This window comes from Antiquaquibacter oligotrophicus (genome assembly GCF_020535405.1).
In the GTDB taxonomy this organism is placed as follows: Bacteria; Actinomycetota; Actinomycetes; order Actinomycetales; family Microbacteriaceae; genus Rhodoglobus; species Rhodoglobus oligotrophicus.
The window spans coordinates 1287186-1313261 of sequence record NZ_CP085036.1; the positions used below are offsets into that span (position 1 = coordinate 1287186).

Annotated in this window: 32 protein-coding genes; 16 read left to right on the forward strand and 16 right to left on the reverse strand. The window is 66.8% G+C overall.

Annotated elements, in window-relative coordinates; genetic code table 11:
- Positions 1–23 precede the first annotated feature (23 nt).
- Positions 24–1442: a MocR-like transcription factor YczR gene (gene yczR / locus LH407_RS06405; RefSeq protein ID WP_322134818.1), complete on the reverse strand. Its 1419-nt coding sequence runs from the start codon at positions 1440–1442 to the stop codon at positions 24–26.
- A gap of 61 nt (positions 1443–1503) precedes the next feature.
- On the opposite strand from yczR, the gene yczE reads away from it, so the two are divergent.
- Positions 1504–2136: a membrane protein YczE gene (yczE, locus tag LH407_RS06410; RefSeq protein WP_322134817.1), complete on the forward strand. Its 633-nt coding sequence runs from the start codon at positions 1504–1506 to the stop codon at positions 2134–2136.
- On the forward strand, positions 2133–2255 hold the full coding sequence (locus LH407_RS06415; protein ID WP_322134816.1) for a hypothetical protein: 123 nt from the start codon (positions 2133–2135) through the stop codon (positions 2253–2255). The genes yczE and LH407_RS06415 overlap by 4 nt, the downstream gene beginning before the upstream one ends.
- A 44-nt stretch (positions 2256–2299) precedes the next feature.
- Here the strand turns inward: LH407_RS06415 and LH407_RS06420 are convergent, their stop codons facing one another.
- Positions 2300–3043 carry a MerR family transcriptional regulator gene (locus tag LH407_RS06420; RefSeq protein WP_322134815.1) on the reverse strand — a complete coding sequence of 248 codons (744 nt, stop codon included), beginning with the start codon at positions 3041–3043 and terminating at the stop codon, positions 2300–2302.
- A 155-nt stretch (positions 3044–3198) separates the two neighbouring features.
- On the opposite strand from LH407_RS06420, the gene LH407_RS06425 reads away from it, so the two are divergent.
- On the forward strand, positions 3199–4002 hold the full coding sequence (locus tag LH407_RS06425; protein ID WP_322134814.1) for a DUF4097 family beta strand repeat-containing protein: 804 nt from the start codon (positions 3199–3201) through the stop codon (positions 4000–4002).
- Positions 3999–4595: a PadR family transcriptional regulator gene (locus LH407_RS06430; protein WP_322134813.1), complete on the forward strand. Its 597-nt coding sequence runs from the start codon at positions 3999–4001 to the stop codon at positions 4593–4595. The genes LH407_RS06425 and LH407_RS06430 overlap by 4 nt, the downstream gene beginning before the upstream one ends.
- Positions 4596–4601: 6 nt before the next feature.
- Here the strand turns inward: LH407_RS06430 and LH407_RS06435 are convergent, their stop codons facing one another.
- Positions 4602–5246: a hypothetical protein gene (locus tag LH407_RS06435; protein ID WP_322134812.1), complete on the reverse strand. Its 645-nt coding sequence runs from the start codon at positions 5244–5246 to the stop codon at positions 4602–4604.
- Between the two features lie 20 nt (positions 5247–5266).
- Between LH407_RS06435 and LH407_RS06440 the strand changes: the two genes are divergently transcribed.
- From LH407_RS06440 to LH407_RS06450, 3 genes are read left to right on the forward strand one after another with little or no spacing between them, the layout of a single operon-like run.
- On the forward strand, positions 5267–7348 hold the full coding sequence (locus LH407_RS06440; RefSeq protein WP_407650646.1) for an APC family permease: 2082 nt from the start codon (positions 5267–5269) through the stop codon (positions 7346–7348).
- The gene (locus tag LH407_RS06445) at positions 7348–7743 is read left to right on the forward strand and encodes a fluoride efflux transporter FluC (protein WP_322134811.1); all 396 of its coding nucleotides are present in this window, start codon (positions 7348–7350) and stop codon (positions 7741–7743) included. Before LH407_RS06440 ends, LH407_RS06445 begins: the two co-directional genes overlap by 1 nt.
- Positions 7740–8108, forward strand: coding sequence for a fluoride efflux transporter FluC (locus tag LH407_RS06450; protein ID WP_322134810.1), 369 nt, complete (start codon positions 7740–7742; stop codon positions 8106–8108). Before LH407_RS06445 ends, LH407_RS06450 begins: the two co-directional genes overlap by 4 nt.
- Here the strand turns inward: LH407_RS06450 and LH407_RS06455 are convergent.
- Positions 8090–8416 (reverse strand): hypothetical protein, encoded by a 327-nt coding sequence (locus tag LH407_RS06455; protein ID WP_322134809.1) that lies wholly within the window; start codon positions 8414–8416, stop codon positions 8090–8092. The two genes, LH407_RS06450 and LH407_RS06455, sit on opposite strands and share 19 nt — an antisense overlap.
- Complete coding sequence (locus LH407_RS06460; protein ID WP_322134808.1) at positions 8413–8613, reverse strand: hypothetical protein; 201 nt, start codon at positions 8611–8613, stop codon at positions 8413–8415. The genes LH407_RS06455 and LH407_RS06460 overlap by 4 nt, the downstream gene beginning before the upstream one ends.
- 167 nt (positions 8614–8780) lie before the next feature.
- Here LH407_RS06460 and LH407_RS06465 point away from each other — a divergent pair, with 167 nt between their 5' ends.
- Entirely contained in the window at positions 8781–9350 is a 570-nt protein-coding gene (locus LH407_RS06465; RefSeq protein WP_322134807.1) for a D-alanyl-D-alanine carboxypeptidase family protein, read from the forward strand.
- Here LH407_RS06465 and LH407_RS06470 read toward each other — a convergent pair whose 3' ends face one another.
- Positions 9351–10502 carry an AAA family ATPase gene (locus LH407_RS06470; protein ID WP_322134806.1) on the reverse strand — a complete coding sequence of 384 codons (1152 nt, stop codon included), beginning with the start codon at positions 10500–10502 and terminating at the stop codon, positions 9351–9353.
- 47 nt (positions 10503–10549) lie between these two features.
- On the opposite strand from LH407_RS06470, the gene LH407_RS06475 reads away from it, so the two are divergent.
- Positions 10550–11419 carry an LLM class F420-dependent oxidoreductase gene (locus LH407_RS06475; RefSeq protein ID WP_322134805.1) on the forward strand — a complete coding sequence of 290 codons (870 nt, stop codon included), beginning with the start codon at positions 10550–10552 and terminating at the stop codon, positions 11417–11419.
- 10 nt (positions 11420–11429) lie between these two features.
- Here LH407_RS06475 and LH407_RS06480 read toward each other — a convergent pair whose 3' ends face one another.
- Genes LH407_RS06480 through LH407_RS06490 form a run of 3 tightly spaced genes read right to left on the reverse strand, consistent with a single transcriptional unit; the run spans position 11430 to position 13944 of the window.
- Positions 11430–12269 (reverse strand): hypothetical protein, encoded by an 840-nt coding sequence (locus tag LH407_RS06480; RefSeq protein ID WP_322134804.1) that lies wholly within the window; start codon positions 12267–12269, stop codon positions 11430–11432.
- Positions 12270–12271: 2 nt separating this feature from the next.
- Positions 12272–12832 (reverse strand): signal peptidase II, encoded by a 561-nt coding sequence (gene lspA, locus LH407_RS06485; protein WP_322134803.1) that lies wholly within the window; start codon positions 12830–12832, stop codon positions 12272–12274.
- Positions 12833–12834: 2 nt separating this feature from the next.
- Complete coding sequence (locus LH407_RS06490) at positions 12835–13944, reverse strand: NAD(P)-binding domain-containing protein (RefSeq protein WP_322134802.1); 1110 nt, start codon at positions 13942–13944, stop codon at positions 12835–12837.
- A 159-nt stretch (positions 13945–14103) separates the two neighbouring features.
- Between LH407_RS06490 and LH407_RS06495 the strand changes: the two genes are divergently transcribed.
- Entirely contained in the window at positions 14104–14310 is a 207-nt protein-coding gene (locus tag LH407_RS06495; protein ID WP_322134801.1) for a DUF3073 domain-containing protein, read from the forward strand.
- A 22-nt stretch (positions 14311–14332) separates the two neighbouring features.
- Here LH407_RS06495 and purM read toward each other — a convergent pair whose 3' ends face one another.
- The 3 genes from purM to LH407_RS06510 all read right to left on the reverse strand — a co-directional run bounded on the left by purM (position 14333) and on the right by LH407_RS06510 (position 16412).
- Positions 14333–15439, reverse strand: coding sequence for a phosphoribosylformylglycinamidine cyclo-ligase (gene purM, locus LH407_RS06500; RefSeq protein WP_322134800.1), 1107 nt, complete (start codon positions 15437–15439; stop codon positions 14333–14335).
- Positions 15440–15581: 142 nt separating this feature from the next.
- The gene (locus tag LH407_RS06505; protein ID WP_407650647.1) at positions 15582–15890 is read right to left on the reverse strand and encodes a response regulator transcription factor; all 309 of its coding nucleotides are present in this window, start codon (positions 15888–15890) and stop codon (positions 15582–15584) included.
- A gap of 99 nt (positions 15891–15989) precedes the next feature.
- Positions 15990–16412: a hypothetical protein gene (locus LH407_RS06510; RefSeq protein WP_322134799.1), complete on the reverse strand. Its 423-nt coding sequence runs from the start codon at positions 16410–16412 to the stop codon at positions 15990–15992.
- Positions 16413–16665: 253 nt separating this feature from the next.
- On the opposite strand from LH407_RS06510, the gene purF reads away from it, so the two are divergent.
- The gene (gene purF, locus LH407_RS06515) at positions 16666–18123 is read left to right on the forward strand and encodes an amidophosphoribosyltransferase (RefSeq protein ID WP_322134798.1); all 1458 of its coding nucleotides are present in this window, start codon (positions 16666–16668) and stop codon (positions 18121–18123) included.
- Positions 18124–18250: 127 nt separating this feature from the next.
- A complete protein-coding gene (locus LH407_RS06520; protein ID WP_322134797.1) occupies positions 18251–19612 on the forward strand; it encodes a D-alanyl-D-alanine carboxypeptidase family protein in 1362 nt (453 codons plus the stop codon).
- Here LH407_RS06520 and LH407_RS06525 read toward each other — a convergent pair.
- Both LH407_RS06525 and LH407_RS06530 read right to left on the reverse strand, forming a co-directional pair.
- The gene (locus LH407_RS06525) at positions 19600–19926 is read right to left on the reverse strand and encodes a hypothetical protein (RefSeq protein ID WP_322134796.1); all 327 of its coding nucleotides are present in this window, start codon (positions 19924–19926) and stop codon (positions 19600–19602) included. The two genes, LH407_RS06520 and LH407_RS06525, sit on opposite strands and share 13 nt — an antisense overlap.
- Positions 19923–20288 (reverse strand): sterol carrier family protein, encoded by a 366-nt coding sequence (locus tag LH407_RS06530; RefSeq protein WP_322134795.1) that lies wholly within the window; start codon positions 20286–20288, stop codon positions 19923–19925. Before LH407_RS06530 ends, LH407_RS06525 begins: the two co-directional genes overlap by 4 nt.
- A gap of 53 nt (positions 20289–20341) precedes the next feature.
- Between LH407_RS06530 and purD the strand changes: the two genes are divergently transcribed.
- From purD to LH407_RS06545, 3 genes are read left to right on the forward strand one after another with little or no spacing between them, the layout of a single operon-like run.
- Positions 20342–21583, forward strand: a complete 1242-nt coding sequence (gene purD / locus LH407_RS06535) for a phosphoribosylamine--glycine ligase (protein ID WP_322134794.1) — start codon at positions 20342–20344, stop codon at positions 21581–21583.
- Positions 21580–22428, forward strand: a complete 849-nt coding sequence (locus LH407_RS06540; protein WP_322134793.1) for a phosphoribosylaminoimidazolesuccinocarboxamide synthase — start codon at positions 21580–21582, stop codon at positions 22426–22428. The genes purD and LH407_RS06540 overlap by 4 nt, the downstream gene beginning before the upstream one ends.
- 43 nt (positions 22429–22471) lie before the next feature.
- Positions 22472–23614 (forward strand): hypothetical protein, encoded by a 1143-nt coding sequence (locus LH407_RS06545; RefSeq protein ID WP_322134792.1) that lies wholly within the window; start codon positions 22472–22474, stop codon positions 23612–23614.
- On the opposite strand, the gene LH407_RS06550 is transcribed toward LH407_RS06545, so the two are convergent.
- Positions 23611–24057 carry a MarR family winged helix-turn-helix transcriptional regulator gene (locus LH407_RS06550; protein ID WP_322134791.1) on the reverse strand — a complete coding sequence of 149 codons (447 nt, stop codon included), beginning with the start codon at positions 24055–24057 and terminating at the stop codon, positions 23611–23613. The genes LH407_RS06545 and LH407_RS06550 overlap by 4 nt on opposite strands.
- A 48-nt stretch (positions 24058–24105) precedes the next feature.
- Here LH407_RS06550 and LH407_RS06555 point away from each other — a divergent pair, with 48 nt between their 5' ends.
- Positions 24106–24972 (forward strand): VOC family protein, encoded by an 867-nt coding sequence (locus tag LH407_RS06555; RefSeq protein WP_322134790.1) that lies wholly within the window; start codon positions 24106–24108, stop codon positions 24970–24972.
- A gap of 79 nt (positions 24973–25051) precedes the next feature.
- Here LH407_RS06555 and LH407_RS06560 read toward each other — a convergent pair whose 3' ends face one another.
- On the reverse strand, positions 25052–26062 hold the full coding sequence (locus LH407_RS06560; protein WP_322134789.1) for a serine hydrolase domain-containing protein: 1011 nt from the start codon (positions 26060–26062) through the stop codon (positions 25052–25054).
- Between the last annotated feature and the right edge of the window lie 14 nt (positions 26063–26076).

The following is a 26076-nucleotide window of genomic DNA, read 5'->3' on the forward strand; positions in this document are numbered from 1 at the left end:
CATGGGGAGTAACCGCGTCGGGGTTACACGACGGAGGCGAGATCCTCGGGGGCTTGCGCGGCCGCCGGGTACCGCATCACGGTTGCCCAGGCCCTCGCGAGGGCATCCACCCCACGGGTCGTGTGCTCCTCCGAGTAGGAGAAGGGGATACGGATGAAGCGCTCGAAAGCACCGTCGACACCGAATCGGGGTCCGGCCGCGATCACGAGCCCCTCGTTGCGCGCCGCGATAGCGAGCTGCGAGCTCACCGGTTCGCCCAGGTTGATCCACGAGGTGAGGCCGCCCCGCGTGCGAGGAACCTCCCATTCCGGCAACCGATCCCGGAGCAACTGAACGAGCCGGTCGCGTCCCTCCCGAAGGTAGCTGCGTCGATCCGCGAGGATGCCCTCGAAATCTCGCAGCAGGTGGGCGACGATGAGCTGCTCCATGATCGGGGTGCCCAGGTCGTTGGAGAAGCGGGCGCGCGCCAGCCGCTGGATGACCGTGCGATCGGCGCGGATCCAGCCGACGCGGAGTCCACCCCACACGGTTTTGCCGACCGACCCGATGAGGATCGCCGAACCGTGGGCGGCGATGGGCAGCGGGGAGACGTCCCCCTCGAGCCCGAGCTCGGCCATGGTCTCATCGGCGACGATCGTGGTGCCGTGGCGGGCCGCGAGCGCGAGGAGCCACTCGCGTTGCTCCGGCGGCATCGTGCGTCCGGTCGGATTGTGGTTGTCGGGCATGAGGTAGGCGAGTGCGGGGCTCGAGCGCTGGATGGACTGCTCGAGGGCAGCGGCATCCCACCCCTCATCCGTGGTGACGCTCACCGGAAGGATGCGCGCACCGGCGCCGCGGAGAGCATCGATGGCGTGCGGGTACGTGGGGTGCTCGATGAGCGCTCGGTCGCCGCGGCCCATGATGGTGCGCGCGACGAGAGCGATGGCGTTCTGCGCTCCCACCGTGATCATGACCTGGTCGGGGCTGGTGGGAAGGCCGCGTGCCGCGTAACGATCGGCGATGGCTTCGCGCAGCACGCCGAGACCGTAGGCGTCGAAGCCGGACTCCCCCAGGTGGCGCGGCAACTCTGCGGCCGCGGCCTGTGCGGCGTCAGCAACCTGAGGTATCGCGGGCATGGTGGCCTTGCTGAGGTCGAGCAGGTCGGGGTAGGTGCCGTCGAAGGCGACGTGCTGGCGAGCGGGTAGCTGTGCGATGCTGCCCGAGCCGCGCACGCTCAGGAGGTAGCCGGATTCTCGGAGTGCCGCATAGGCGGCCGTGACTGTCGTACGGCTCACGCCGAGAGCTGCAGCGAGTTCGCGCTCGGCAGGAAGTCGGGTGCTGGTCGGCACGCGACCGTCGAGGATAAGCAGGCGGATGCGGTCCGCGAGGGCCGCGTAGGCAACACCCGCGTCACGCCACCCGGCGAGCAAAGTGGCCAATGCGCGGGCCGAAAGAGTGCTCATGGGGCCAGCGTAGATCGATTGGCCTCTTGTGTCCAGTCCAATACGGCAATTGGATTGCACCATGTTCAGTCCACGGCTTCTCCTGGTCCGCCGAATCACTCAATTGGTCGGCGGCCTCTTTCTCTACGGCATCGCCATCGCACTCATCGTGCGCGCCGGCATCGGTGTCGCTCCGTGGGACGTGCTCACTCAGGGGATCGTCGCCCAGACCGGACTGTCGTTCGGGCTCGTCACAAACATCGTCGGCGCCACCGTGCTTCTTCTGTGGATTCCCATCCGCCAGAAGCCCGGAATGGGCACCGTGCTCAACGTGCTCCTCGTCGGCCCCAGCGCCCAACTCGGGCTGTGGTTCATCCCCGAGGCAAGCGACGTCGGGACCCGTGTCGCCCTCTTCGCGGGCGGGCTTGCACTGCTCGCGCTGGCGACGGGGCTCTACATCGGCGCGGGATACGGACCGGGGCCACGTGATGGCCTCATGACGGGCATCCATCGGCGGTGGGGTGTGCGGATCTGGATCGTTCGCACCGCCATCGAGGGCACCGTGCTCGCCATCGGCTGGGCGCTCGGTGGCAACGTGGGCATCGGGACTCTCCTCTTCGCCCTGCTCATCGGCCCCATGGTCGGTGTGACCCTGCCCCTGCTGAGGGTGCAGCTACCGGCATCCCCGACGCCGCGAAAGGTGGTGAGGACATGATGGCTCTCACGATCGCACTGGCAGCGCGCGCCCTGTGGGCGATGATCGCGACGATCGAGGTGACGATGCGGGACGGGTACGGACCGGTCGCGACAGTCGACGCGTGGCTCACCTACTAATACGAGCGACCCCCGGGAGCACGTGTCTCCCGGGGGTCGTCCGTTTATAGGTTGCGGTCAACGTAGACGCGGAGGGCATCCCGCACAAACGTGGCACCGTCGGTGCCACCGTAGTTCGCACCGAACCGCCCGTCGGCGACGTACATGTCTCCGAGTCCGAGCAGGTACTCGCGGGTGACGCCAGGAGTGCCGGGCACGCCGCCCAACCATTCCGCGTGACGCGCGGCGAGCGCTTGCGCATCCCCTCCAGCGGGGTCGGCACCGGATGCCGCGGCCGCGGCCCAATCCGAGCTGAGGGTGGCCACTTTCCGCTTCCACTCCTGCTGCTGTTGCGCGGTGAGCCCGCGCCACCAGCGGTCGGAATCGGCGTAGGCCTTCGCTCCCCAACGCCCCTCGACCTCCTCCTTGTATTGGGTGTGGTCGAAGCCGTCGAACATTGTCTCTGCCATCAGTTGTTCACCTCCTTCCGTGTCGGCGATCGTCTTCTCGACGCTGGCGATCTGCCGGTCGATGCGGTTTCTCTCCTGCTGCAGCCAGTCGAGGTGGGTCCGGAGCGCGTGGACGTCGTCGCGCTGACCCGCGAGCACGTCGGCGATCGCGGGGATGCCGAGACCGAGGTCGCGCAGCATGAGCACCCTCTGCAATCGCACGAGCGCGCGCTCGTCGTAGTAGCGATACCCGTTGTCACCGATTCGCGACGGCGACACTAATCCGACGTTGTCGTAATGCCGCAGCGTGCGCGAGGTGGTTCCCGCGAGTCGTGCGATCTGCTGAATCGGCCAGTCCATGGGCTCTCCTTCCCGATACACGACGCTAAACCTTGACGCAGCGTCAAAGTCAAGAGCCCCATTACAGCGATAAACGCGATATAGCTTGACGTGCGCTAAAACGCGATATAACGTGACTTTTGTCAGACGCGATATAGCGCGAAAAGGAGAGACCCGTGGCGCAAGAAAAATGGATCATCGACGGCCCCAAGGTCATCGACCTCGACGGCATCACCGCCCTCAAGGTCGGCCTCATCGGCGGGCAGGTCGACGTCATCGGCCACGACGAGCCTGGTGTGCGCGTCGAAATTCATTCCGTCACGGGGCGCGACCTCAAGGTCAGCGTCGACGGCCACACACTCGAGATCGACCACCCGCAGCTGCGATGGGACAACTTCATCGACGTCTTCTCGTCGTGGCAGGGCGGCACAGCGAAGGCAGACATCAGCATCCGAGTGCCGCGTGATGTCGCACTCAAGTTCGGAGTGATCTCCGCCACCGGGCTCATCTCCGGGCTCCGAGCGGATGCCACGATCTCCACCGTCAACGGAGACCTCGTGATCGACGACCTCACGGGCAAGCTCCAGCTGAACGCGGTGGGTGGCGAACTGTCGGTTCGTGGCCACAACGGACCCGTCACCGCGCACACCGTGGGCGGTGACATCACGGCATCCGGTGCGATCACACGCTTCTCCGCCGACACTGTCACCGGCGAGATCTTCCTCGACCTCTCCGGCATCCCCGACGAGGTGAACGTCAATACCGTGAGCGGCAACGTCACCGCGCGACTCGCCCCCGACGTGCCCGTGCAGTACCGCATCAACACCGTCAGCGGCAAAATTCATCTCGACAACGCGGGTGTCAACGGCCTGCGCGGCAACTACACCGGGCGAGTCGGTTCCCTCGACAAACACTGGACCGATGTGAAGGTCAACACGGTCTCCGGGCGCGTCTCCGTACTGCAGTCGGTGACGGCATGACGCCGCCGGTCTTCGCGCACGGCCACCTGCGCCTCTACCTGCTGAGCCTCCTGTCCGAATCGGAGCACGGGATGCACGGCTACGAGCTCATCCAGGCACTCGGGGACCGCTTCGGCGGCACCTACGTTCCGAGCGCCGGCACCATCTACCCGCGTCTCGGCAAACTCGAAGCCGAGCGGCTCGTCACCAAGACAACGGACGGACGAAAGACCGTGTACGAGATCACGGATGCCGGGCGCGCCGAACTCGCCGCCCGGGCATCCGAGCTCGACGACATCGAGACCGGCGTCACCGACTCGGTGCGCCGACTCGCGGACGAGGTGCGCTCGTCGGTGAACGACGCGATGCGCTCGCTCCGCGCGGAGTTGGCCGCCGCCGCGCGCGAAGTGAAGGAGCAACCGGTCACGCGGCTGTACGAGTCCGGCCCCGAACCGCAGTCACGCGTGCACCTTCAGGAGGCCGAGGCGATGCTCGCCGAGTTCCGTGCTGCGGTGCGCACCGAGTTGCGCACGCGTGCAGCTCGAAATGGGCTCACGGCTGACACGGTCGCGACGCTGCGCGAGGGACTGAACGCGGTGCGCTCGCGGCTGTAACGGGATCTACTCGGCGAAGGCGACCGGCAGATACACGTCCTGCACACGATCGCTCAGCGCCGTGTGGTCATTGCGCGTGTAGATCGCACAGCGATCGACACGACAGTCGAAACCCTCACCCGAGGCCTCTCCCACCTCGAGGTACGCGGTGAAGGTACCCGTCGCGACATCGTCGTAGCTGCGCGCGCCGAACAGTCGCCACGCCCAGTCGTCGTTGATCCAATTGCTCGGGGCGAACTGGACGGTGCCCTCCGCGACCTCGGACTCCTCCTGCGCCGGCACGCCACCGACGCAGGGTCCGGGTTTCTCGGTGGGGGCATCCGGAATCACGCAGATCGCAACGTAAATGCCTCGGGATGCGTCGTAGCCCGTGCCGCTCACAACGAGCCGGTCTCCCGGGGTCAGCGCCGACGTATCAACCGTCTCGCCCGGTTGCACCGCATGCACCTGGAGTTCGCGGGTTCGCCCGTCGTCACCCGTGGCCGACACCTCGAGGGGAAAGTCCTCGACCGGGTCTTGCCCCGCACTCCCCTGATTCACGTGTGTGAGGATCGGGACGACCACGATGGAGATCGGCACGAGCAGCACAATCAGCACGGCTCCCGCCACAATCCACGGCAGCGCGCGCCGACGGTTCCGAACCCCAGCCATGCGCAAAAGTGTATGCCGCGATGCGGTTGTTGACAGCGGTTGGCGCAGGAGTACGCTTGCCCCTCGTGACAGACCAACCCCGGTCGCCAAAACGTTGGCTGATCGGGGAGCCGCTCGCCTCCGACAAACTCGAGGGCCAGCTCCTCCCCAAGCATCTCGCGCTCCCCATCTTCGCGAGCGACCCCCTCTCCTCCGTTGCCTATGCACCGCAGGAGCTCCTCATGATCCTGCTGATCGGCGGGCTCGCGTTTCTCTCCTTCGCCCCGTGGGTGGCTGCGGCGGTCGTCGTTCTCCTCATCGTTGTGGTGTTGAGTTACCGGCAACTCATCAAGGCCTACCCGAGCGGCGGCGGCGACTACGAGGTGGCATCGAAGAACCTGGGCGAGAAGGCCGGCCTGGTCGTGGCATCCGCTCTCCTCGTCGACTACATCCTCACCGTCGCCGTGTCTGTCGCGTCGGGTGTTGACAACATCATTTCGGCGTTCCCGGGGCTGAACCCGGCCCGCATCGAGATAGCAATCTTTTTTGTCGTGGTGCTCGTCGCCGTCAACCTGCGCGGTGTGCGGGAGTCGAGCAAAGCCTTCGCGATCCCCACCTACCTCTTCATCGGGTCGATCGCGGTCATGATCGTTGTCGGCCTCGTTCGCACCGCCCTCGGCGACCCGCCCATCGCTGAGAGTTCCGAGTTGGTTGTGCAGGCCGAGAGCCTCGGTCAGGCGGCGTTCATCCTTCTGCTCCTGCGCGCGTTCGCGAGCGGATGCGCCGCCCTCACCGGTGTCGAGGCGATCTCCAACGGCGTGCCTGCGTTCCGGCGGCCCAAGATCCAGAACGCTCAGCGCACCCTCGTCGCGATGGGCACCATCGCGATCATCCTCTTCGTCGGGCTCATCGCGGTCGCCCTCATCTCCGGCGCGCAGTATTTGGACTGTACGGATGAAACGATCCGCACGATGGCGGAGTGCACCGATCCCCTCTCCCCCCAGCGCAGCCTCATCGCACAACTGGCCGCGGCGACCTTCGGCAACAACTCGGTCTTCTTTTTTGTGATCCAGGGTGCGACGGCGGCCGTGCTGCTGCTCGCGGCCAACACCGCCTTCAACGGTTTCCCCCTGCTCGGTTCCGTGCTCGCCACCGACCGCTACGCCCCGAAGTCGCTTGCGACGCGCGGCGACCGCCTCATCTTCTCCAACGGCGTCATCGCCCTCGCGGTCGCCGCGAGTGTGCTTCTCATCGTTTTCCAGGCGGACGTGACGACTCTCATCCAGCTCTACATCATCGGGGTGTTCGTGTCCTTCACCCTGGGGCAGATCGGTATGGTGCGGCACTGGTCGCGCATGCTTCGCGAGGGCTGCGACGACCGAGGTGCGGTGTGGCGGGGCCTCGCCATCAATGGCGTCGGCGCGCTCATGACCGCGAGTGTGCTCGTCATCGTCACGGTCACCAAGTTCACGCACGGGGCGTGGATCGTGTTTGTGGTCATGCCGATCCTGTTTGTGCTCATGCTCGGGGTCAACCGGTACTACCGCGATGTCGACAAGGAGATCGAAGCGGACCCGACGACGCGCTTCGGTGCCACCGGCGACCACGCCATCGTTCTCGTCGGGCGCATGCAGAAACCCGTCCTCAAGGCGCTCGACTACGCGATCGCCGCCCGTCACGACTCCATCGAAGCGGTGCACGTCTCCATCGACGAGGAGGCGACCAAGCAGCTCGAGCGGGACTGGGTGGCTCAGAACATCCGGGTGCCGTTGACCATTGTGGAGTCGCCGTATCGTGACATCAGCGCACCGCTGGCGAAGTACATCAAGTCCCGTCGCGAAGAGCACGGTGCCGAGGTCGTCACGGTGTACACGCCGCAGTACATCGTTGGGCACTGGTGGGAGCACCTTCTGCACAACCACAAGGCACGGCGCATCCGTCAGAAACTCTCGCTTGTACACGGCGTGGTGATCGCCGTGGTGCCGTGGCTGCTCGACTCGTCCGACCTCATCTACGGGCGTCGCTCCCGGCCGGTACCCGGCCAGGACCGTCGCGGGGAACCTCGGCGCCCGGTCGTGCGCAAGCCCATGCCACCCGCGAAGCCAGGATCCAAGAAGCCCTGATGAGAGAGCTGCTCGCGGTCATTGCCGGTGGGGTTGTGGGCACCGGCCTGCGCTTGGCGGTGGACGCGCTCCTCGTGCACGGCGACGCGGGCTTTCCCTGGTCAACGCTTGTCGTCAACGTGGTCGGCGCGTTCACGCTCGGACTCCTGGTGGCACGGCTCTGGCCCTCGGCGCCCGGATGGCTGCGCGCCGGACTCGGTGCTGGACTACTCGGCAGCTTCACGACATTCTCTGCGCTCGCGGTCTCGCTCGTGGCGATGACAACGGCCGGCAACGGGATGCTCGCGCTCGCCTACCTCGTGGCGAGTGTCGTTCTCGGCCTTGCCGCCGCCTGGGCGGGGCTCCGGCTCGGTCGCCCCCGCGGGCCCGTCACCATCGACGAGGTGGACGAGTGAGCGCCGCCGTTGTTGTTGCCGTGCTTGCTGCCGGTGCCGGCGGTGCAGCGCTGCGCTATCTGGTGTCTCGCGGGTTCGCCGGGCGCGACCGCGGCTTTCCGTGGGCGGTTCTCGTCGTCAACGTCGTGGGGTCCGCCATCGGGGGCGCGGTGCTCGGACTCGCGGAGGCGGGTGGCATCGGCGCGGACATCCGGCTCATCCTTCTCACGGGGCTGTGCGGCGGTCTCACGACCTTTTCGACGCTGAGCGTCGAAACAGTGCAGCTCGTGATCGACGGGCGCGCGCGGTTCGCGGTCGCCAGCGGCGCGGCCAACCTCGTGCTGGGCATCGGAGTGGCGGCAGCGGCTTACGCGCTGACCCGCTGAGGCGGGTCGTCGTCGTCGTCATCCTCGACGCGGGGGTAAACACCGAAGTGGTAGGGCAGCGCTTTGCGCCACGCCTTCGGTCGATTGCGAAGCTCGAGAAAAGTGATCGCGAGTGCGAGAAGGAGCGTGGCAGGAATGCTGAAGGCAGCGGCACCCTCCGGATCATTTTCCAGTGTGAGCACCCTGTGTGCGTTCCAGAGAAGGAACGCTCCCAGCAGCAGATAAAAGCTCGGCCCGACAATCCGGAACACGATGTTGGACACAACTTCGCCGTACCAACTCGCCCTGGCCACCCACCTCGGCCTCACGATCGCGACACCTTGACGACACCCGCAATGATCGCCGCAATACCCAGCGGCACCCCGAGGAGGAGGAGGGGGAGCTTCGTCGGCACAGGAGTGTCGACCACCGACAGGTAACTGAAGGTCACGAGACCGATGACAACGAGCACGATGCCGCCGACGACGAAGGTCCACCCGTCTGACGACCTGGGGCTGAGGCTCACGATGTTCCCCCTTCCGGATGCTCCCAGCACAGCACGGCTCGTTCGAGAGTGTCGAGGGGTTGCGCGCAAGCGGATCGACACCGCAGGACGAGGGGGTTGGCACCTGAGAGCGATCCGCCGGGCGCGGATCGAACGGAGGCTGGACGAGACCTCGAAAGGAATCATCCGTGTCCCTCCGCTTCACCCCCGTTCTCCTCATCGCCGCACTCTCGCTCGCAGGCTGCGCTGCCGTCGCACCCGAGCAACCGTCCCCGCCCGACCCAGGACCGCTCTCCGTGGCGCCACAGGCTCCCGATACGGCCGGCCTCACAGCGGACGACGGATACGTGGCCCCTGGCGTGTGGTTGACGCTGAACGACGACGTCCCCGCGATCACCAACCTCGATCCTGACCTCCGGCGAGCGCTCGACGCGGCCGCCGCAGCGAGCGACGTTGAGTTCTCCTTCACGAGCGGCTGGCGCAGCGGCGACTACCAGCAGCACCTCTATGACGAGGCTGTTGCGAACTACGGAAGCGAAGAGGAGGCACGCAAATGGGTCATGCTGCCGGATGATTCGCAGCACGTCCATGGCAAGGCCGTCGACGTAGCAACGGCCGACGCCATGGACTGGATCAACCGCTTCGGTGCACCCTTCGGGCTCTGCCAGATTTACGCGAACGAGTCATGGCACTTCGAGTTCGTGCCCGGGGTGACAGAGCAGTGCCCGCCGATGCTCCTCGACAGCACTGCGGGCTGATCAGCGTTTCGGCCAGGTCCACGCTGGCTCGTCGAGCATCCCCTGACCGACAACGGTGGTTTCGCCGGTGTCCTTCGCGAGGTGGATGCGAGACGCCCGGGGAAGGGCATCCGCCAACCTCGTCGAGTGGGTGACCACAATCACTTGCGATCGTGTTGCGGCGTCGGCGATCAGCTCTGCCAGGGGCTCCGTGAGGTCGGGGTGGAGACTCGTCTCCGGCTCGTTGAGCACAAGAAGTTTCGGAGGGCGCGGGCTGAGTAGCGCCGCCACCCACAGTAGGTAGCGGATGGTGCCGTCCGAGAGCTCCGCGGAGGCGAGAGCGCGCAGCATCCCCGGCTGCCGCAGCCCAAAATCGAACAACCCGTCTCGGCCATCCACGACGAGACTGCTGCCAGGGAACGCACGATCGATCGCTTCGTCTAGCCCGGTCCCGAGCTCTCGCACGGTCTGGAGCGCAGCGGCCAGGGAGGAACCGTCGGCGGGGAGAACCGGGGTGCGTGTTCCGGGAGTGAGACGGCGCGCGGGAGCGCCGGCGTCGGTCCGCAGGTGATCGTAGAACCGCCACGACCGCAGCATCTCGCGCAGCGCGTAAAGCTCGGGCGCCGTCTGCGGGTCCGAGTACTCGCTCAACACGCTCTCGAAGGGGCGCGCCCGATACGGGTGGTGCATCCAGTCGCCTCGCTCGTCGCGCATCCGAACGTCGGCGCCTCGTCTCTCGGTGAGCAGAGTGCCAGGCCGGAGAGCCATGCCGCTCCACACGGACTCGACCTTGATCTCGGGGTCGAGCGAGAACAGTGTGCGATCAGAGGGAACCGGCAGACCGAACTCGATGGAGTAGCTCAGGTCATCGGAGGCGAACCCGAGCCGCAACGCCACGGGGGCGGTGCGACGTGTTCCCTGGATGGGCTCCTCGCCCAATCGCATTCCCTTGGAGATCGTGCCGGGCCCGGCCCACAGGGTGCTGGCGAGACCGCCCTCCCGGGCGAGCCCGGAGACGGCACCGCCGAGGGATGCTTCGGCGAGAAGTCGCAGGGAACGGTACACGCTCGACTTGCCCGTGCCGTTGGCGCCCGTGACCACCGTCAGCTGGGACAACGGCACCACGAGGTGTCGCAGCGATCGGTAGTTCTCCACGGCGAGGGTCTGAAGCACCCCGCAAGCCTAGGTATTCCTCCTGACAGCGGGCGTAGCCTGAAATCATGCGCTTCGGATTTCACTTCTTCGACATGACTCTCCCCGGCGGGCCCGCGGGTCTCGCCCCCGCGATCCGCGCCGCCGCTCGCACCTCCGACGACATCGGGGCGAGCTGGTTCACCGTCATGGATCACTTCTTCCAGATGGAACAGTTCCGCACCGCCCACGACCCCATGCTCGAGGGCTACACCACGCTCGGCTTCGCGGCGGGTGTGACGGAGCGGGTGAAACTCGGAACCATCGTGACCGGTGTTACGTACCGGCATCCGGGACTCCTCTCCAAGATCGTCACGACACTCGACGTGCTGAGCGAGGGCCGCGCGTTTCTCGGGCTCGGAGCCGCGTGGTACGAGCGCGAGCACCTCGCGCTCGGGGTGCCATTCCCGCCCCTGAAGGAGCGCTTCGAGCGACTCGAGGAGACCCTCCAGATCGCGCACCAGATGTGGAGCGACAACGAAGGACCGTTCGAGGGCAAGCACTACCAGCTCGCCGAGACGATCAGCGTGCCGAAACCCGTGCAGTCCCCACGACCGCCCATCGTGATCGGCGGCAGTGGTGAGCAGAAGACATTGCGCCTTGTCGCCCAGTACGCGGATGCCACGAACCTCATCGCCGCGGACGCCGAAACGATCACCCACAAGCTCGCCGTACTGCAGGGGCACTGCGACGCCGTCGGACGCGACTACGAAACCATCGAGCGCACCGCGCAGACGCGGCTGGCACCCGACTTCACCGCCGACGAGGTACTCGCACAGGCCGAGGCGTTCGCAGGCGCGGGCATCCAGCACCTTCACTTCGGTGTGATCGGCCCCGACCCGGCCGCGTCGATCGCGCGCTTCGGCGACGAGGTCGCACCGCGACTCTCGACGATCTAACGGCGGCGCCCTACGGCAGCCCGCAGTAGCTGCCGTAGAACGCGTACATCTGCGCGCGAACCTCGTCGCTCGCGGGGAGCACGAGGGTGCCGCTGAGCTCCCCCACCGTTACCTCCAGCGGGATTCTGGTGCCGATCTTGTCCTCCGCGAGGGCGTGCGCGTCACACCGGTTGGGCACGATCGGCACCCGGACCTCGTCGGGGCCGGCCGCGTCCAATCGAGCGTTGAACGCGAGCCTCGCCACCCCAGACGAGCCATCGAACGGGGCGAGCAACGTTGTGCCCTGGACCGCCGTCACCAGCACCTCGCCCTCGGCGCCGGTCGGCACCGTGCTGAGCACCAGCTCGCCCGCGACTCCAGCCTCGCCGGAGGAAAGGAACGCGGCAGACTGCACGTCCACGATGCTTGCCACTTTCTCGGCGAGGCACGCGCCGTCCCACAACGTGCGCAGGGCGACGGTGGGGTCGGGGGCGGGCACCGTCGTGACGGTGGCAGGCGTGCCCTCGGACGAGACCTCGACCGTCGCGGTTGCCTCGGCCGTGGCATCCGCCTCACAGTTCCACGTGCCGAGCGGCACGCGGAGGTCGACGGTCCGGCCAGGTTTCAGTGTCGCCGGTCCATCGCTCCAGAGCAGCGGCTCACCGAGCAACTCGGAGTCGAGGCTGGCCGAGACCAGTTCGAGAGGTTCAGACCCCGGGTTCGTCAGGCTGATCGCCACGACACCTTGCGCGATGCCCGTCCGCGGTTGAACGACGGATGCCTCGAGCTCCACCTCGGGGGCCGTTGCAGCACACCCCGCGACCCCAGCGGCGACCGCGCCGCACAGGAGCACCGAGACGAGGCCGCGCACGGCTACTGAGCCTTGACCTCGGGAGCTTCCTCGGGGTCCGGCTGCTCCGACTCTGTCTCGGGGTGCCGGCCAGTATCCACGCGGAACAGCACGAGTAGCACCGCGAAGATCGCTCCGCCGACGATCATGATGTCGGCGACGTTACCCACGAAGAGGTTGCCGTACCCGATGAAGTCAACGACGTGCCCGTGAGCGAAACCCGGGTCGCGGAAGAGCCGATCACCGGCGTGCGTGATCGCGCCACCGAGGATCATGCCGAGCACGATCGTCCACGCCACCGACTTGACCCGCCATGCGTACCAACCCACCGCGATCGCAGCGAGCACGGCGAGTACCGCCAGGATCCACGTGAAGTCTCCACCGATACCGAACGCGGCGCCCGGGTTGTAGACGAGCACAAACCGAAGCCACTCGCCGATCACCGGAATCACCTCGCCGTCGGAGAGGTTCTCGATCGCCCACCACTTCGTGAGCTGGTCGACGGCGACAATCGCCACCGCGATGGCGATGACGACCCAGAACTGGCGATGGCTGCCGCGTTCCGGTGCGGTGGACTCTGACATTGTTACCTCGCTGCCTGAAGCTTGCTGAGCGTCGCGATCACCTGGCGGGCAATCATCCGACCCGCCCGATTCGCTCCGATGGTGGATGCTTGCGGGCCGTAACCCGCGAAGAAGACTCTGGGATCCTTCCAGGATGCACCCTGGGCGACGACAACGCCGCCCTCCTTCTCGCGCAACTTGAGAGGCGCGAGATGCCGTAACTCGGGTCGGAAGCCGGTGGACCAGATGATCGCGTCCGCGTACTTGAAGGCGCCGTCGGCCCAGCGCACCCCGTGCGGCTCGATCGACTCGAAAACGGGTCGCGGGATCAGAACGCCGCGCTCGATGCCCGCCTGGATACGTCGGGTGCGCGGCACACCGGTTCCGCTGACGATGCTCGGCAGGGCCCGACCGGCGCGGGCCGCCTCATCCTGTTTCTGCACGGCCTCGATGCGGGCCTCCAGGTTGAGGCCGCCGTCCTCCAGGAAGTCGATGGGCCTGCGACTCACCCACGTCAGATCGGCCGCGACCCCTTCCAGTTCGAGCAGGAAGCCGATGGCGGATGTTCCACCCCCGACGACGATGACACTCTTGCCCGCGAACTCCTCGGCCGTGCGGTAGTCGTTGGTGTGGACGTGCCGGCCCTCGAACGACTTGAGGCCGGGGTACCAGGGGATGAAAGGCGCACCCCACGTGCCGGTCGCGTTCACCAGGGTTCTGGTCGTGACCTCTTTCGGGTCATCACCGTCGAGCGTGAAATGCACCTCGAGATCGGTGCCCCAGTTCTCGACGGATGTCACGTCCGCTGGTCGAACGACCTGCAACCCGTAGTGCTGCTCGTACTGGCGGTAGTACTCCGCGACGACGTCTTTGGCCGGTGCGTGCCGGTCGGCTGTCTCAAAGCTGAGGCCCAGCTCATCCATGCCGGGGAGGTCATTGATCTTGTGAGCGGACCCGATTCTCAGGGCCTCCCAACGGAACTGCCACGCGCCGCCGGTTCCCGGTCCGCGATCGAGCACAACGAAGTCATTGCCGGGGTCGAGCCCGAGCCTGCGGAGGTAATATCCGACCGAGAGTCCGGCCTGCCCGGCGCCGATCACGACGACGGAGGTGTCGGTGCTCGCGGTGGTCACCGCACCAACGTTACCGGGCGGCACCTCGGTGGAGAGAGGAAGCGCGTGCGGGCCCGCGTGATACGCTGTCGGTCAGATTTATTCCACCCTGTTCGCTCGTAAATGGTGCGATCCGTCCGCCACAGTCTGAGCGCGCGACAGAGAAAGAGGGGGTCACGCATGGGGCGGGGCCGTCAAAAGGCAAAACACACCAAGGTCGCGCGGGATCTGAAGTACTTCAGCCCGAACACGAACTACGACGCGCTCGAGCGCGAGCTCGCGGCATCCAAGCACTCGTCCGACGAGTCGAACGAGTGGCCGGAGTACGTCGACACGTACGCGGACGAGTACGCCGACTCCGATGAGGACGAGTCGAAGACCGCCTAAAAGGCGCTGATATCCGCGAGTTCTAGCTCGCGTACGACCCGGTCAGACGAACGGATCCACCGTCCACGCCCTTGGCGCCGTGTGTCCAGCCCGCAGCATCCGGTCGGTCACCAACGGTGACGGTTCCCACGGACCACGCGCGGATGCCTGTGGCTTCCAGTTGCGCAATTGTCTCGGCCACGGCATCCGCGGCGACCACCGCGATCATCCCGATGCCGAGGTTCCAGGTTCCTTCGCTGGACTCGAGCGTCGAACCCGCGAAGTCGGACAGCACCCGGAAGACCGGCAGTGGCGACCACGTTGAGCGCTCGAGTTCGGCCCAGCTGCCCTGCGGCAGCACGCGAGCGAGGTTGGCGGCAATACCTCCGCCGGTGACGTGGCTAAGGGCGTGAATCGCACCCGGCTGGGCTGCAAGCACGCCGAGCAGCGGCGAGGTGTAGAGGCGGGTCGGCTCGAGCAGGACCTCGCCGACGACACCACCGAGTTCTGCCGACCTGTCCGTGAATTCGAGACCGCGCTCTCGGAGGATGTGCCGCACGAGCGAGAACCCGTTGCTGTGGAGCCCGGATGACTCGAGCGCTACAACGACGTCGCCGTGCTGCACCCGTTCCGGGCCCAGCAGGTCCGCTGCATCCACCGCACCGACGGCCGCCCCCGCGACGTCGTAGTCGTCGGGCGCAAGAAGTCCGGGATGCTCGGCCGTCTCACCACCGACCAACGCGGTACCTGTCGCCTCGCACGCCTCGGCGATGCCGCGCACGATGTCGGCGATCCGTTCGGGGTAGACCTTGCCGCACGCAATGTAGTCGGTCATGAAGTACGGCTTCGCACCGACAACGATGATGTCGTCGACAACCATCCCAACGAGGTCCTGGCCGATCGTGTCATGTTTGTCGATGGCCTGGGCCAGCGCGATCTTGGTGCCGACACCGTCGGTGGAGGTGGCGAGAAGTGGCCGTTCGTACTGCTTGAGGAACGAGACATCCACCATGCCGGCGAAGCCGCCGACACCACCGAACACTTCGGGGCCGTGAGTGCGGGCGACTGCCGCCTTCATGAGTTCGACGGCGAGATCACCGGCCTCCGTGTCGACTCCGGCGCGGGCGTAGCTCGAGGTGTTGGCCGTCACGCGTCCAGAGTACCGGGCACCGCCTCCGGCGGTGCTACGCCCCGTCGCAGGCCGTCGACCGCTCGCCGCGAGGTTGCGGAGGATGACGCGCCGTGCCGGTCACGGCTTCCCACTTGTGCGCGTCGCGCCATCCTCCACAAGGTCAGGGCGCTGGGACGACGAGACCCTGCTCGTGGGCGAGCGCCGCGAGTTGCGTGCGACTTCGCAGCTCGAGTTTTCGCAGGATCGAGCTGACGTGGGTCTTCACTGTCGCCTCGGAGATGTGCTCGTGCGCCGCAATCTCCGCGTTGCTCAGGCCGCGCGCCACGAGGGCGAAGATCTCGAGCTCGCGGGGGCTCAGCCCCGAAAGGGTCGTGTGCGCAGGGCGAACGGATGACCCGTCCCGGCGTTCCTCGGCGATGATGGCCGCGATCCGCGCGAACCGCCCCTGCAACCCGAACCGGTAGAGCACGCCTATCGCCCAGAGGAGCAAGTACAAGCCGAAGGCGAACCCGGCGATGACGACAAAATCCTGCTCGTGAGGATTGACTCGCCCATAGAGCGCGTTCCACTACGCCCAACTGCCTTGAGGCCCGGGAGCAGCTAGGAGAAAGGCCACAAGCCCCGCCCAGATGAATCCCGCAACCAGGGTGAACCGCTTCGACCTTCCCTCCGCGATGCCACCGAGGATCAGCGCGGCAAGGGGCACCACGAGGTAGATCGGCCACGTGTTTGATCCCGGGCCGATCACGAGCCCAATCACCTGCGCGGCAGGAAGCAGCACCATGATGGCAAGCGATGCGACGGGCATCCAGGGCGTGATCGCCAGCAGCACGGCGGCGGGGATCATGAACCACAGCAGGTCCGGCCAGGGTCCACGGCCGATCTCCGAGATGATCCAGTTGAGCAGCACGAGGACGGCGATGATGGGCGCAAGCCAGTGGGCCGGGTGCCGCAGCATCCATCGACCGGCCCAAGCGAGTTTCTCTCTCATTCCGTCACGCTAACCCGAGCCCGGCACGGAGGGTGCCGACTTCACGCCGAATCCATCGAAGGTATGAGGCCCATCGCCGAACGTTGCGGAGGATGACACGCGGCGCGCGGCGGGCACACCGTGACGACTTCGGCGCGGCATCCTCCGTAATGTCGGGCAGGCGGCGGCACCGGATGCCCGGCGCGGGTATGGGAGACTGGAACGTACCCCCTGCCGCGGGTACACCCTCGAGCTCCAGGGAGTCACCGCCCCCATGTGCGGAATCGTCGGGATCGTCTCATCCGGTCCGGTCAATCAGCAGGTCTACGACGCGCTGTCGCTACTACAGCACCGCGGACAAGATTCGACGGGCATCGCCACGTCGGACGGCAGCACCATCCACATGTTCAAGGCGCGCGGTCAGGTGCGCGAGGCCTACCGCACCCGCGACATGCGCAGCCTCCTCGGCACGATGGGCCTCGGCCACGTCCGGTACGCGACGAAGGGGGATGCCCGCAATGAGCAGGAGGCTCAGCCCTTCTACGTGAACGCGCCCTACGGCATCACGCTCGTGCACAACGGCAACCTCACGAACACTCGGGAACTCACCGAGGAGCTCTTCCACATCGACCGCCGTCACCTCAACACGACGAGCGACACCGAGCTTCTCGTGAACGTGCTCGCCCACGAGTTGCAGGCCCAGGTGAGCGGACGCGACTTCGACCCGGATCAGGTCTTCAACGCAATCACCCGGCTGCACGAACGTGTTGAGGGGTCGTATGCCGCGATCGCGATCATCGCGGGGCGCGGGTTGCTGGCGTTCCGCGATCCGTTCGGCATCCGTCCGCTCGTGGTGGGCCGTCGCACGACGGGACTCGTGGGCGCCGAGTGGCTGGTCGCATCCGAGTCGCTTGTGCTTGAAAGTGCTGGATGCGACTACATCCGCGATGTCCAGCCCGGGGAGGCGATCTTCATCGCACCGGACGGCGAGATGACGAGCCGCCAGTGTGCCGCCAACCCGCGTCTCATTCCCTGCTCGTTCGAGTACGTCTACCTCGCTCGGCCCGACTCCGTGATGAACGGCATCTCCGTGTATGAGGCGCGGCTGCGCCTCGGCAACCGGCTCGCCGATACGATCGCCAAGTACACGCCCATGGGCGACATCGACGTCGTTATGCCCATCCCCGACTCGTCGCGACCGGCGGCGATGCAGGTCGCGCAGAAGCTCGGCGTCGAGTACCGCGAGGGCTTCTACAAGAACCGTTACGTCGGCCGAACGTTCATCATGCCCGGCCAGGAGCAGCGCAAGAAGTCGGTCAAGCAGAAGCTCAACGCCATGTCGACCGAGTTCAAGGGCAAAAACGTGCTCATCGTCGACGACTCGATCGTGCGCGGCACCACCTCGAAGGAGATCGTGCAGATGGCCCGCGAGGCCGGCGCCAACAAGGTCACCTTCACCTCGGCGGCGCCCCCCGTGCGATTCCCGCACGTGTACGGCATCAACATGCCGACGCGCCAAGAGCTCGTCGCACACGGTCGCAAGATCCCCGAGATCGCGACCGAACTCGGCGCGGACTACATGATCTACCAGGAGGTCGCCGACATGGAGGCCGCCATCATCGAGGGCTCGGATGTCACGGCCCTCGAGATGAGCTGCTTCACGGGTGAGTACGTCACCGGCACGGTCACACCCGAGTACCTCGCGTGGGTCGAGGCGAACCAGCTGAGCTGACGCGCGCCGGGCGCGGCGTGATGCACACGAACGGAGCGACGCGCCGACGGGAGCCCCGCGCGACCCGGCGTGGCGCGCGACGCGTGTGCACCCACCCACGAGCTGCCCGTGCGACGATGGGCGTGAGATGAGTGACGCACCCCGGACCCCTGACGTCGAGGCCCATACTGTTGCCGACCGGCTTCGATCGACGCGACTATCCCGTCGGGCGCGGCTCTGGCTCATCCTCGGTGGTGGCGCACTCGTTCTGCTTCTCGCGGCCGGCGGCGTTGTCGTAGCGCAGGTGGTCTCGGGCCAAGCTGCGGAGCAGGCAGCGCTCGCGTCGTTCCAGACAGCCGAGGACGACCTGAGCGACGCCGAACAGGCGCGCGATGCCGCGGTGGCCGCACGCGAGACCGCCTCGACGAAGGCGCTCGACGATCGCGCGAAGGCGAAGGCGCTCGAGGCCGCGATCGATCCAGCGTTGCTCGCCGACGCCGGGGCGCGAGACGCACTGTCGAAGGCGATCGGCACTCTCGAAAAGGCCGCGGGCATGACCGTCGCGGCCGACGGCAGTGCGACGCTGAAAAAAGCGACTTCCCCGTCCGCTGTGTCCCCTCCTAATGTCCCCGCCGATACCGCGGAGATTCCCGATGCCGTGACCGGGATCGGCTCGCTCATCGAACAACTCGCGGAGGAGACGACGGCGGCCGACAGGGAGGCGAAGGCGATCGAGGATGCCCGCACCGCACTAGCACGCAGTGGTGCTGCTGTCGTCGCATCCGCCCATGAGAAGGGCGCTGCGACCGCGCCCCCCGAGCTCGCGTCCCAGGAGACGAAGGACGCCTACGCCGCGGCCGTCGCTGCACTCGAGAAGCCCGCGAAGAACGCCGACCTCGCAGCTCTCGTGACTGCGTACCAGGGTGCGTGGGGCGCTACCGTCGCGTCCCACAACGAGGCCAACGGAGGCAGCGCGCCGGATGCGTCCGGCCTCCAGCCCACCTACATCCAGGGTGTCCTCATCGTGAACAAGACCTACCCGCTGCCGTCGTGGTTCGGCGACGGTCTCACCGCGGAAACACAGGCGGCGTTCAACGCGATGGCGGCGGAGGCAGCACAGTACGGCCTGGGCCTCTACATTTCGAGCGGCTTCCGTTCCTACGACACCCAGGTCTCCGTCTACGGCAACTACGTCGCGACTCTCGGTCAGGCCGCAGCCGACCGCACGTCGGCGCGACCGGGTCACAGCGAACACCAGAGCGGCCTCGCGTTCGACCTCAACACCATCGATCACGCCTTCGCCGACACGGCGGAGGGCCGCTACGTCCGCGATAACGCCCACCGGTTCGGCCTCATCATCCGGTACCCGCAGGGTAAGGAGCACATCACCGGGTACGAGTGGGAGCCGTGGCACATCCGCTACGTCGGAACCGACCTCGCGAACGCCCTGTACTCGAGCGGTCAGACGCTCGAGGAGTACTTCGGCATCACGTCGAGCTACTCGGACTGAGTGTCGCCCGGCTGCTCCAGCTCCGACAGCTCCACGCTCTGCACCGTCTCCTCCTCGGCCGCGACCGTGCGGGCTCGTCGGGAGGACCGACGGTCCACGAGGAGGGCGATGACCGCGGCGATGAGAATGCCCGCCGGAATCGTGAACAGGCTGAAATAGGCCACAAGCGCGCCGAACCCCACGTTCGGATCGGCCGGGAACTGGGCCGTCACGATGAGTGTCGCGATGAACGCGATACCGGCACCGACCACGATGAACGCACCGAACTTGGGTGCGCGGCGCACCTTCACGTCCACCTGTCTGTCGTTGCTCACCCCTCTATTGTCTCCCACCGCAGCGGGAGGTACGCCGAGAGGTCGGCGCGCTGACCCGACGCCGACACGACACCGGATGCCACGGCATCCGCCCACGCAAGGCTTCCCGTCGCGAGTCCCAGCCACACGTCCGCGGTCGTCTCGATCACGTTCGGCGGGGTACCGCGTGTGTGCCGAGGGCCCTCGATGGCTTGCACCGCACCGTACGGCGGAATCCGCACCTCGACCGTGTTGCCCTCCGCGGTGGTCGCGAGCACTTGCAGGAGGTAGCGGACGGCGGTCGGGACATCCGCCGCCGACCCGTCGAGGGCGGCACGAACGGCGGCCACTCCCGGACCCGTGGCGATGCGCTTGGCTGGCATCCCCCTACGGTACTTCGCTGCACTGGCCGAGCCTTGATCGGTAGGGTTGTCGGGTGCGAATCCTCGTTCTCGGCTCCGGCGCGCGTGAGCACGCCATCATCACTGCTCTGCTCCGCGAAGACGCGGGTCACGAGATCACCGCTGCCCCCGGCAACGCCGGCATCGCCGCCGATGTCGCCGTCGTGGCACTCGACCCCACTCGCGGCGACGTCGTCACCGAGTACGCGATCGACAACGACATCGAACTCGTTGTCATCGGCCCGGAGGCGCCCCTCGTCTCCGGTGTCGCGGATGCCCTGCGTCAGCGCGGCATCGCGGTCTTCGGCCCCGGTAAGGCTGCCGCAGCCCTCGAGGGCAGCAAGACGTTCGCCAAGCGAGTGATGGATGCCGCGGGTGTCCCTACCGGACGCGCCACTCGCGCCGGCACCATCGAGGAGGCCGTGCAGGCCATCGACGAGTTCGGCGCCCCCTACGTGATCAAGGCCGACGGACTCGCGGCAGGCAAGGGTGTACTCGTCACCCCCGACCGCGAGGCGGCCATCGCCCACGCCGACCACTACCTCCAGCAGGGCCCGGTGCTGGTCGAGGAGTTCCTCGACGGCCAGGAGGTCTCGCTCTTCCTCCTGAGTGACGGCCACACCGTGCTGCCCCTCTCCCCCGCGCAAGACTACAAGCGCGCGCTCGACGGTGACGCCGGGCCTAACACGGGAGGAATGGGTGCCTACAGCCCTCTCACGTGGCTGCCCGACAACTTCGTCTCCGAGGTCATCGAGACCATCGCCGTGCCGACGATCCGCCAGCTCGCGAGCGAGCGCACGCCGTTCATCGGCCTCCTCTATTGCGGGCTCATCGTGACCTCGAAGGGAATCCGGGTCATCGAGTTCAACGCGCGTTTCGGTGACCCCGAGACGCAGGTTGTGCTCCCACGGCTGGTGACGCCCCTGAGCGAACTGCTCATGGCGGCCGCTACCGGCGAGCTCAGCTCCCACCCGTGGCCGGAGTTCAGCGACGACGCCGCCGTGACCGTTGTGCTCGCAAGCGAGGGATACCCGGAGGAGCCCATCACCGGTCGCGTCATCACGGGCCTCGATGCGGTTCGCGATGTCACTATCGCACACGCGGCCACGGCCAAGGTCGACGGCCAGTTCGTCGCGACCGGTGGTCGAGTGCTCAGTGTCGTCGCCCTCGGTTCGGACTTCGCGGATGCCCGCAGCAAGGCCTACGCGGCGCTGGAGACGATTCACCTCGAGGGTGGGCACTACCGAACCGACATCGCAGCCAGGGTCGCGCAGTGACCCTGGCCGGCTGGAACCACGTCTATTCCGGCAAGGTCCGCGACCTCTACGAGAACCCGGCGGAGCCGGGGCGGATGCTTGTCATCGCCAGTGATCGTGTGAGTGCATTCGATCACGTGCTCGAGCCGGGCATCCCGGGTAAGGGCGAACTGCTCACGCAACTGAGCCTGTGGTGGTTCGCGCACCTCGACGTTCCGAACCACCTGGTGGTGGACGGAGACGGCATCCCCGAGGAGATCCCGGCCAGCGCGATGCTTGTCAAGAAACTCGATATGTACCCGATCGAGTGTGTCGTGCGCGACTATCTCGTGGGGAGCGGGTGGGCTGAGTACCGCGAGGTCGGCACGGTGTGTGGCATCCCGCTGCCCGGCGGCCTCGGGGAAGGCGACCGACTGCCGGAGCCGATCTACACACCCGCGTGGAAGGCACCGCTCGGCGAGCACGACGAGAACATCACGTTCGAGCGCACGGTGGAGCTTGTAGGCGAGGAGGTGGCTACCGCGTTGCGCGACACCTCGCTGGCAGTGTTCGCCGCGGCGTCGGCGATCGCGGAGGAGCGGGGAATCATCCTCGCCGACACCAAGTTCGAGTTCGGCGCGGACCCGGAGACCGGCGAGTTGACGCTCGGCGACGAAGTTCTCACGTCGGACAGTTCGCGTTATTGGGATGCCGTTCGCTACGCCGAGGGCGGACCGGACAGGCTCGACAGCTTCGACAAGCAGATCGTGCGCAACTGGCTGGCCGCCAACTGGGATCGCTCCGGCACTCCCCCCACGCTTCCTTCCGAGATCGTGGAGCAGACGGCCGCGCGCTATCGCGAGCTCATCGATCGCCTCACGCGCTAACAGGTGACCGCGGGCACCCGCGTGATGCGCCATGATGGGGTGCGTGAGCGATTCTCAGCCCCCCGTCGTGCCGCCCGTTGAACCCGTCCCTTCCGTCGATGCGGCACCCGGAAGCCTCGTGCCCCAGCCGGTTGTGGCTCCCGCGGGACCGCCGGCACCCCCGCAGCCGCGCAGCCGCCGCGGACTCTTCATCGGTCTCATCGTCGGTGGCGCCGCGCTCCTCCTTCTGATTCTCGCGGGGGTGATCGTGAGCGGCGTGCTGGCCGGTCAGCGAACGCCCGAGGCGTCGGTCGCTCGCCTTCTGCAGTCCGTCATCGACGGCGATTCGGCCGCCGCACTCGGGGAGCTCGCCGGAGCGCCGAACGGCCCGGACTTTTTGCTTGCCGATGGGGTCTACGAGGCGTCATCGGGCGGGATCACCGACTACCGCATCATCGGCAGTGACCGTAACTTCGACACCGCCATCGTCCGCGTCGAGATCACCCAGGACGGCGACACCTACACCGCCGACCTCCAGACCGAGAACACGGGACGCGAGCTCGTGTTCTTCGACTCGTGGAGGGTCGCCCCCGAGTCACTGCCCACCGTCCGGATCGACTATCCGCGCCCGGCGGACATGAGCCTGGCGGTCAATGGCGTGGAGATTCCTTCCTTCACCACGGGCACGGTTCTCGGCGTACCGGCCCTGCCCGGTACGTACACACTCGACGCGGTCGGCGGCACCGAGAACTACGGCGCGGAATCGGTCACCGTCTCCCCGCGGTTCGGTAGCGCGGGCGATCTTGATGCGGAACTTCCGGTGACGCTCACGGAGGCGGGCGCAGCATCCGCCCAAGCAGCGGTCAACGCTCACCTCGATGGATGTCTCGCCCAGGCCACTTTCACCCCCGGCCCTGCCTGCAACTTCGCGATCTCGAACACGAGCGGCTACCCGTACACGACGATCACCTGGACGCTCAACGCGCGCCCCACGGTGACCTTTGAGGCGTACACGGGCAACAGTGGCTCGTCGCTCTCCGCGGGTTGGCCCGTGGTGCCGGGCGACGACGGAAGCGCGACACTTTCGGCAAGTGGTTCGGACGCCAGCTACGAGTACACCGGGTCAGGAACCGTCAACGTGTTCCAGACCGGCGTGATCACGTTCCCCGACGGCACGGCGGTCTTCACGAGTCCCGAGCTGGACTAGAAGCCCCGGAGAGCGAGCGCACGGAGTCGGTCGGAGACACGCACGATCACCTCGAGTTCCTCTTGGGACCATCCCGTTAACACCGGCTCTCGCACCTCACGCACCTGCCCGGGTGTGACGGCACGCACGATGGCGCGGCCGCTCGATGTGATCACCGCGCGCTGCACTCGCCCGTCACGGGGATCACGCCGACGCGCAGCCCAGCCCGAGCGCTGGAGGCTCGACACCGCGTGCGTGAGACGACTGGGGGAGTACTGCAGTTGCTCGGCGAGCGCAGACATGGGCAGCCCTTTATCCCCCGCCTCGTAGAGCAGGGCAAGCAGCTTGTAGTGCGAATGAGGGATGCCGCCGTCCCGCCGCGATTGGCGATCGAGAGCCTCCTCGAGGGAGTGGGCGGCGAGCACGAGCGCGCGCCAAGCGGTGGTCTGGGCATCCGTGAGCACGTGGTCAGTCTAGGGAATATTTGAAACTTCAACTAAGTTGGGCTCGTCATGACCGAATCACAACTGCTCGCACCCGAGACCGCCATGGGACCCGTCACCCTCAGCGTCGGCAATCTCGACGTCATGACGGCGTACTACCGCGATGCAGTGACGCTCACGGTCCTGAGCGAGACACCGGCCTCCGTGACGCTCGGGCGCGGCAGGACCCCGGTTGTCATCCTCGAGCACGCGCCAGAGCTCAAGCACGCAAGCCCGCGGGATGCCGGACTCTTTCACACGGCCATCCTGTTCGACACTCAGGAGGCGCTCGCGGCCGCCGTCTACTCGGTCGCCCGCAAGCACCCGGGCACCTTCACGGGCAGCTCAGACCACCTCGTGAGCAAGGCCTTCTACTTCAGCGACCCCGAGGGCAACGGCGTCGAGCTCTACTGGGACCGCGACCGAAGCGAGTGGAGCTGGACCCACGGCGCGATCGAGATGAGCACGCTGTACCTGGATCCAAACGCGTTCCTCCAGGAGCACCTCACCGAGCGGGCAGTTGAGACGCCCGTAATCGGCGACGCACAGGTCGGGCACGTACACCTGCAGGTGGGCGACATCGCCTCGGCTCGTGAGTTCTACGTCGACCGACTCGGGTTCGAGCAGACCGCGACCTATGGACCGAGCGCCCTCTTTGTCAGCGCGGGCGGATATCACCACCACATGGCGATGAACACGTGGAACAGCCTCGGCGCCGGCAGGCGGGGCCTCGGGCTCGGGCTCGCGCAGGTCGACATCGAGGTGCCCTCGTCAGACGACGTTGGCGCACTTGTCGAGCGCATGCGCCACTACGGCGTCGACACACGCGACGACGGGCAAACCGTGTCGTTCGACGACCCGTGGGCCAACCTCATCCGCGTGGTCGCGCGAGACTAGCGCGGCGACCTGACGCAGAAGGTCGTCGTGGCGGCTGTGTTACGGCGTTCCGTGTCAGGTCGGTACGCCCATCGCGAGGTCAGCCGCCGAGGCGTTCGTCGATCTCGCGGATGATGGGCCACGCGACGTCCTCGGAGTTGGAGAGCACCGCGACATCCAGTCGCTCTTCGACATAGTGCCGCACGATGCCGGAGGCACCTGCCCCGATGCCGTCCTGAAAGTAGGAACGAATGCTGCCATCGTCGTTGAGGTCGAACTCGAGACCGAACCCGTAGGCGACACCCGGCCCGACCTCGACCTGGGGTGTGAGGAACTCGTCCGTGAACTCCTTGTCGAGCAACGATCCGTCGCGCACCGCCTCGAGAAAGAGCACGAGATCGGATGCCGTGACCTGAGCACCCGTATCGGGCGAGCCGATCGGCGGAGCGTCGAACAGGGTCGAACGCCACACTCCCTCGACGAGCTCCCACCCCTCCGCGATGCGGGGAGCCGCCTCACGCCGATCGTAGAAACCGGAGTCGCGCATCGCCGCGCGCGTGAGTACCTCGTCGAACACGTACTGCCGGTAGGGCACCCCGGTCACTCGTTCCACCGCGAGCCCCGCCAGCACGTATCCGGCGTTGCTGTAGGCCGCCTCGACCCCCGCGGGAGCGAGGGCGGGTTTGTCGGCGAAGATCGGCAGCAGGTCGATGGTTTCGATGAGCGTGTAGCTCGGCGTCGACGCGTAGAGCGCCGTGTAACTCTCCCCCGCCTCCTCGTCGACATCGTCCGCGATGCCGCTCGTGTGGGTGAGCAGGTGCAGAAGGGTGACCTCGGGGTCGATCGCGCTGCCCTCGAGGTCGACGTAGTAGTGGATCGACGTTTCGAGGTCGAGGTTGCCTTTCGCGACCTGCTGCAAGACGGCCACACTCGTGAAGAGTTTGGTGATACCCGCGCAATCGAAGCGTGTGTCGAGGGTGTTCGGCACGTCCCAACGGCGGGTGGCAAGCCCGGCGGCGGCTTCGTACAGCGTCCCCGAGTCTCGACGGATCACGACCACTCCGCTGAATTCGTTCTCCGCCAGCACGTCATCGAGCCCCGTCGTGTCCATGCACCTGAGCGTAA

Coding starts and splice junctions, on each gene's coding strand:
- LH407_RS06495 (WP_322134801.1), top strand. CDS start 14,104: ATGGGGCGGGGCCGTCAAAAGGCAAAACACACCAAGGTCGCGCGGGAT.
- LH407_RS06560 (WP_322134789.1), bottom strand. CDS start 26,062: ATGGACACGACGGGGCTCGATGACGTGCTGGCGGAGAACGAATTCAGC.
- LH407_RS06440 (WP_407650646.1), top strand. CDS start 5,267: ATGCGGTTGTTGACAGCGGTTGGCGCAGGAGTACGCTTGCCCCTCGTG.
- purF (WP_322134798.1), top strand. CDS start 16,666: ATGTGCGGAATCGTCGGGATCGTCTCATCCGGTCCGGTCAATCAGCAG.
- LH407_RS06510 (WP_322134799.1), bottom strand. CDS start 16,412: ATGAGAGAGAAACTCGCTTGGGCCGGTCGATGGATGCTGCGGCACCCG.
- yczE (WP_322134817.1), top strand. CDS start 1,504: ATGTTCAGTCCACGGCTTCTCCTGGTCCGCCGAATCACTCAATTGGTC.
- LH407_RS06445 (WP_322134811.1), top strand. CDS start 7,348: ATGAGAGAGCTGCTCGCGGTCATTGCCGGTGGGGTTGTGGGCACCGGC.
- LH407_RS06435 (WP_322134812.1), bottom strand. CDS start 5,246: ATGGCTGGGGTTCGGAACCGTCGGCGCGCGCTGCCGTGGATTGTGGCG.
- lspA (WP_322134803.1), bottom strand. CDS start 12,832: ATGTCAGAGTCCACCGCACCGGAACGCGGCAGCCATCGCCAGTTCTGG.
- LH407_RS06420 (WP_322134815.1), bottom strand. CDS start 3,043: ATGGACTGGCCGATTCAGCAGATCGCACGACTCGCGGGAACCACCTCG.
- LH407_RS06415 (WP_322134816.1), top strand. CDS start 2,133: ATGATGGCTCTCACGATCGCACTGGCAGCGCGCGCCCTGTGGGCGATG.
- LH407_RS06520 (WP_322134797.1), top strand. CDS start 18,251: ATGAGTGACGCACCCCGGACCCCTGACGTCGAGGCCCATACTGTTGCC.
- LH407_RS06475 (WP_322134805.1), top strand. CDS start 10,550: ATGCGCTTCGGATTTCACTTCTTCGACATGACTCTCCCCGGCGGGCCC.
- LH407_RS06430 (WP_322134813.1), top strand. CDS start 3,999: ATGACGCCGCCGGTCTTCGCGCACGGCCACCTGCGCCTCTACCTGCTG.
- LH407_RS06555 (WP_322134790.1), top strand. CDS start 24,106: ATGACCGAATCACAACTGCTCGCACCCGAGACCGCCATGGGACCCGTC.
- yczR (WP_322134818.1), bottom strand. CDS start 1,442: ATGAGCACTCTTTCGGCCCGCGCATTGGCCACTTTGCTCGCCGGGTGG.
- LH407_RS06530 (WP_322134795.1), bottom strand. CDS start 20,288: ATGCCAGCCAAGCGCATCGCCACGGGTCCGGGAGTGGCCGCCGTTCGT.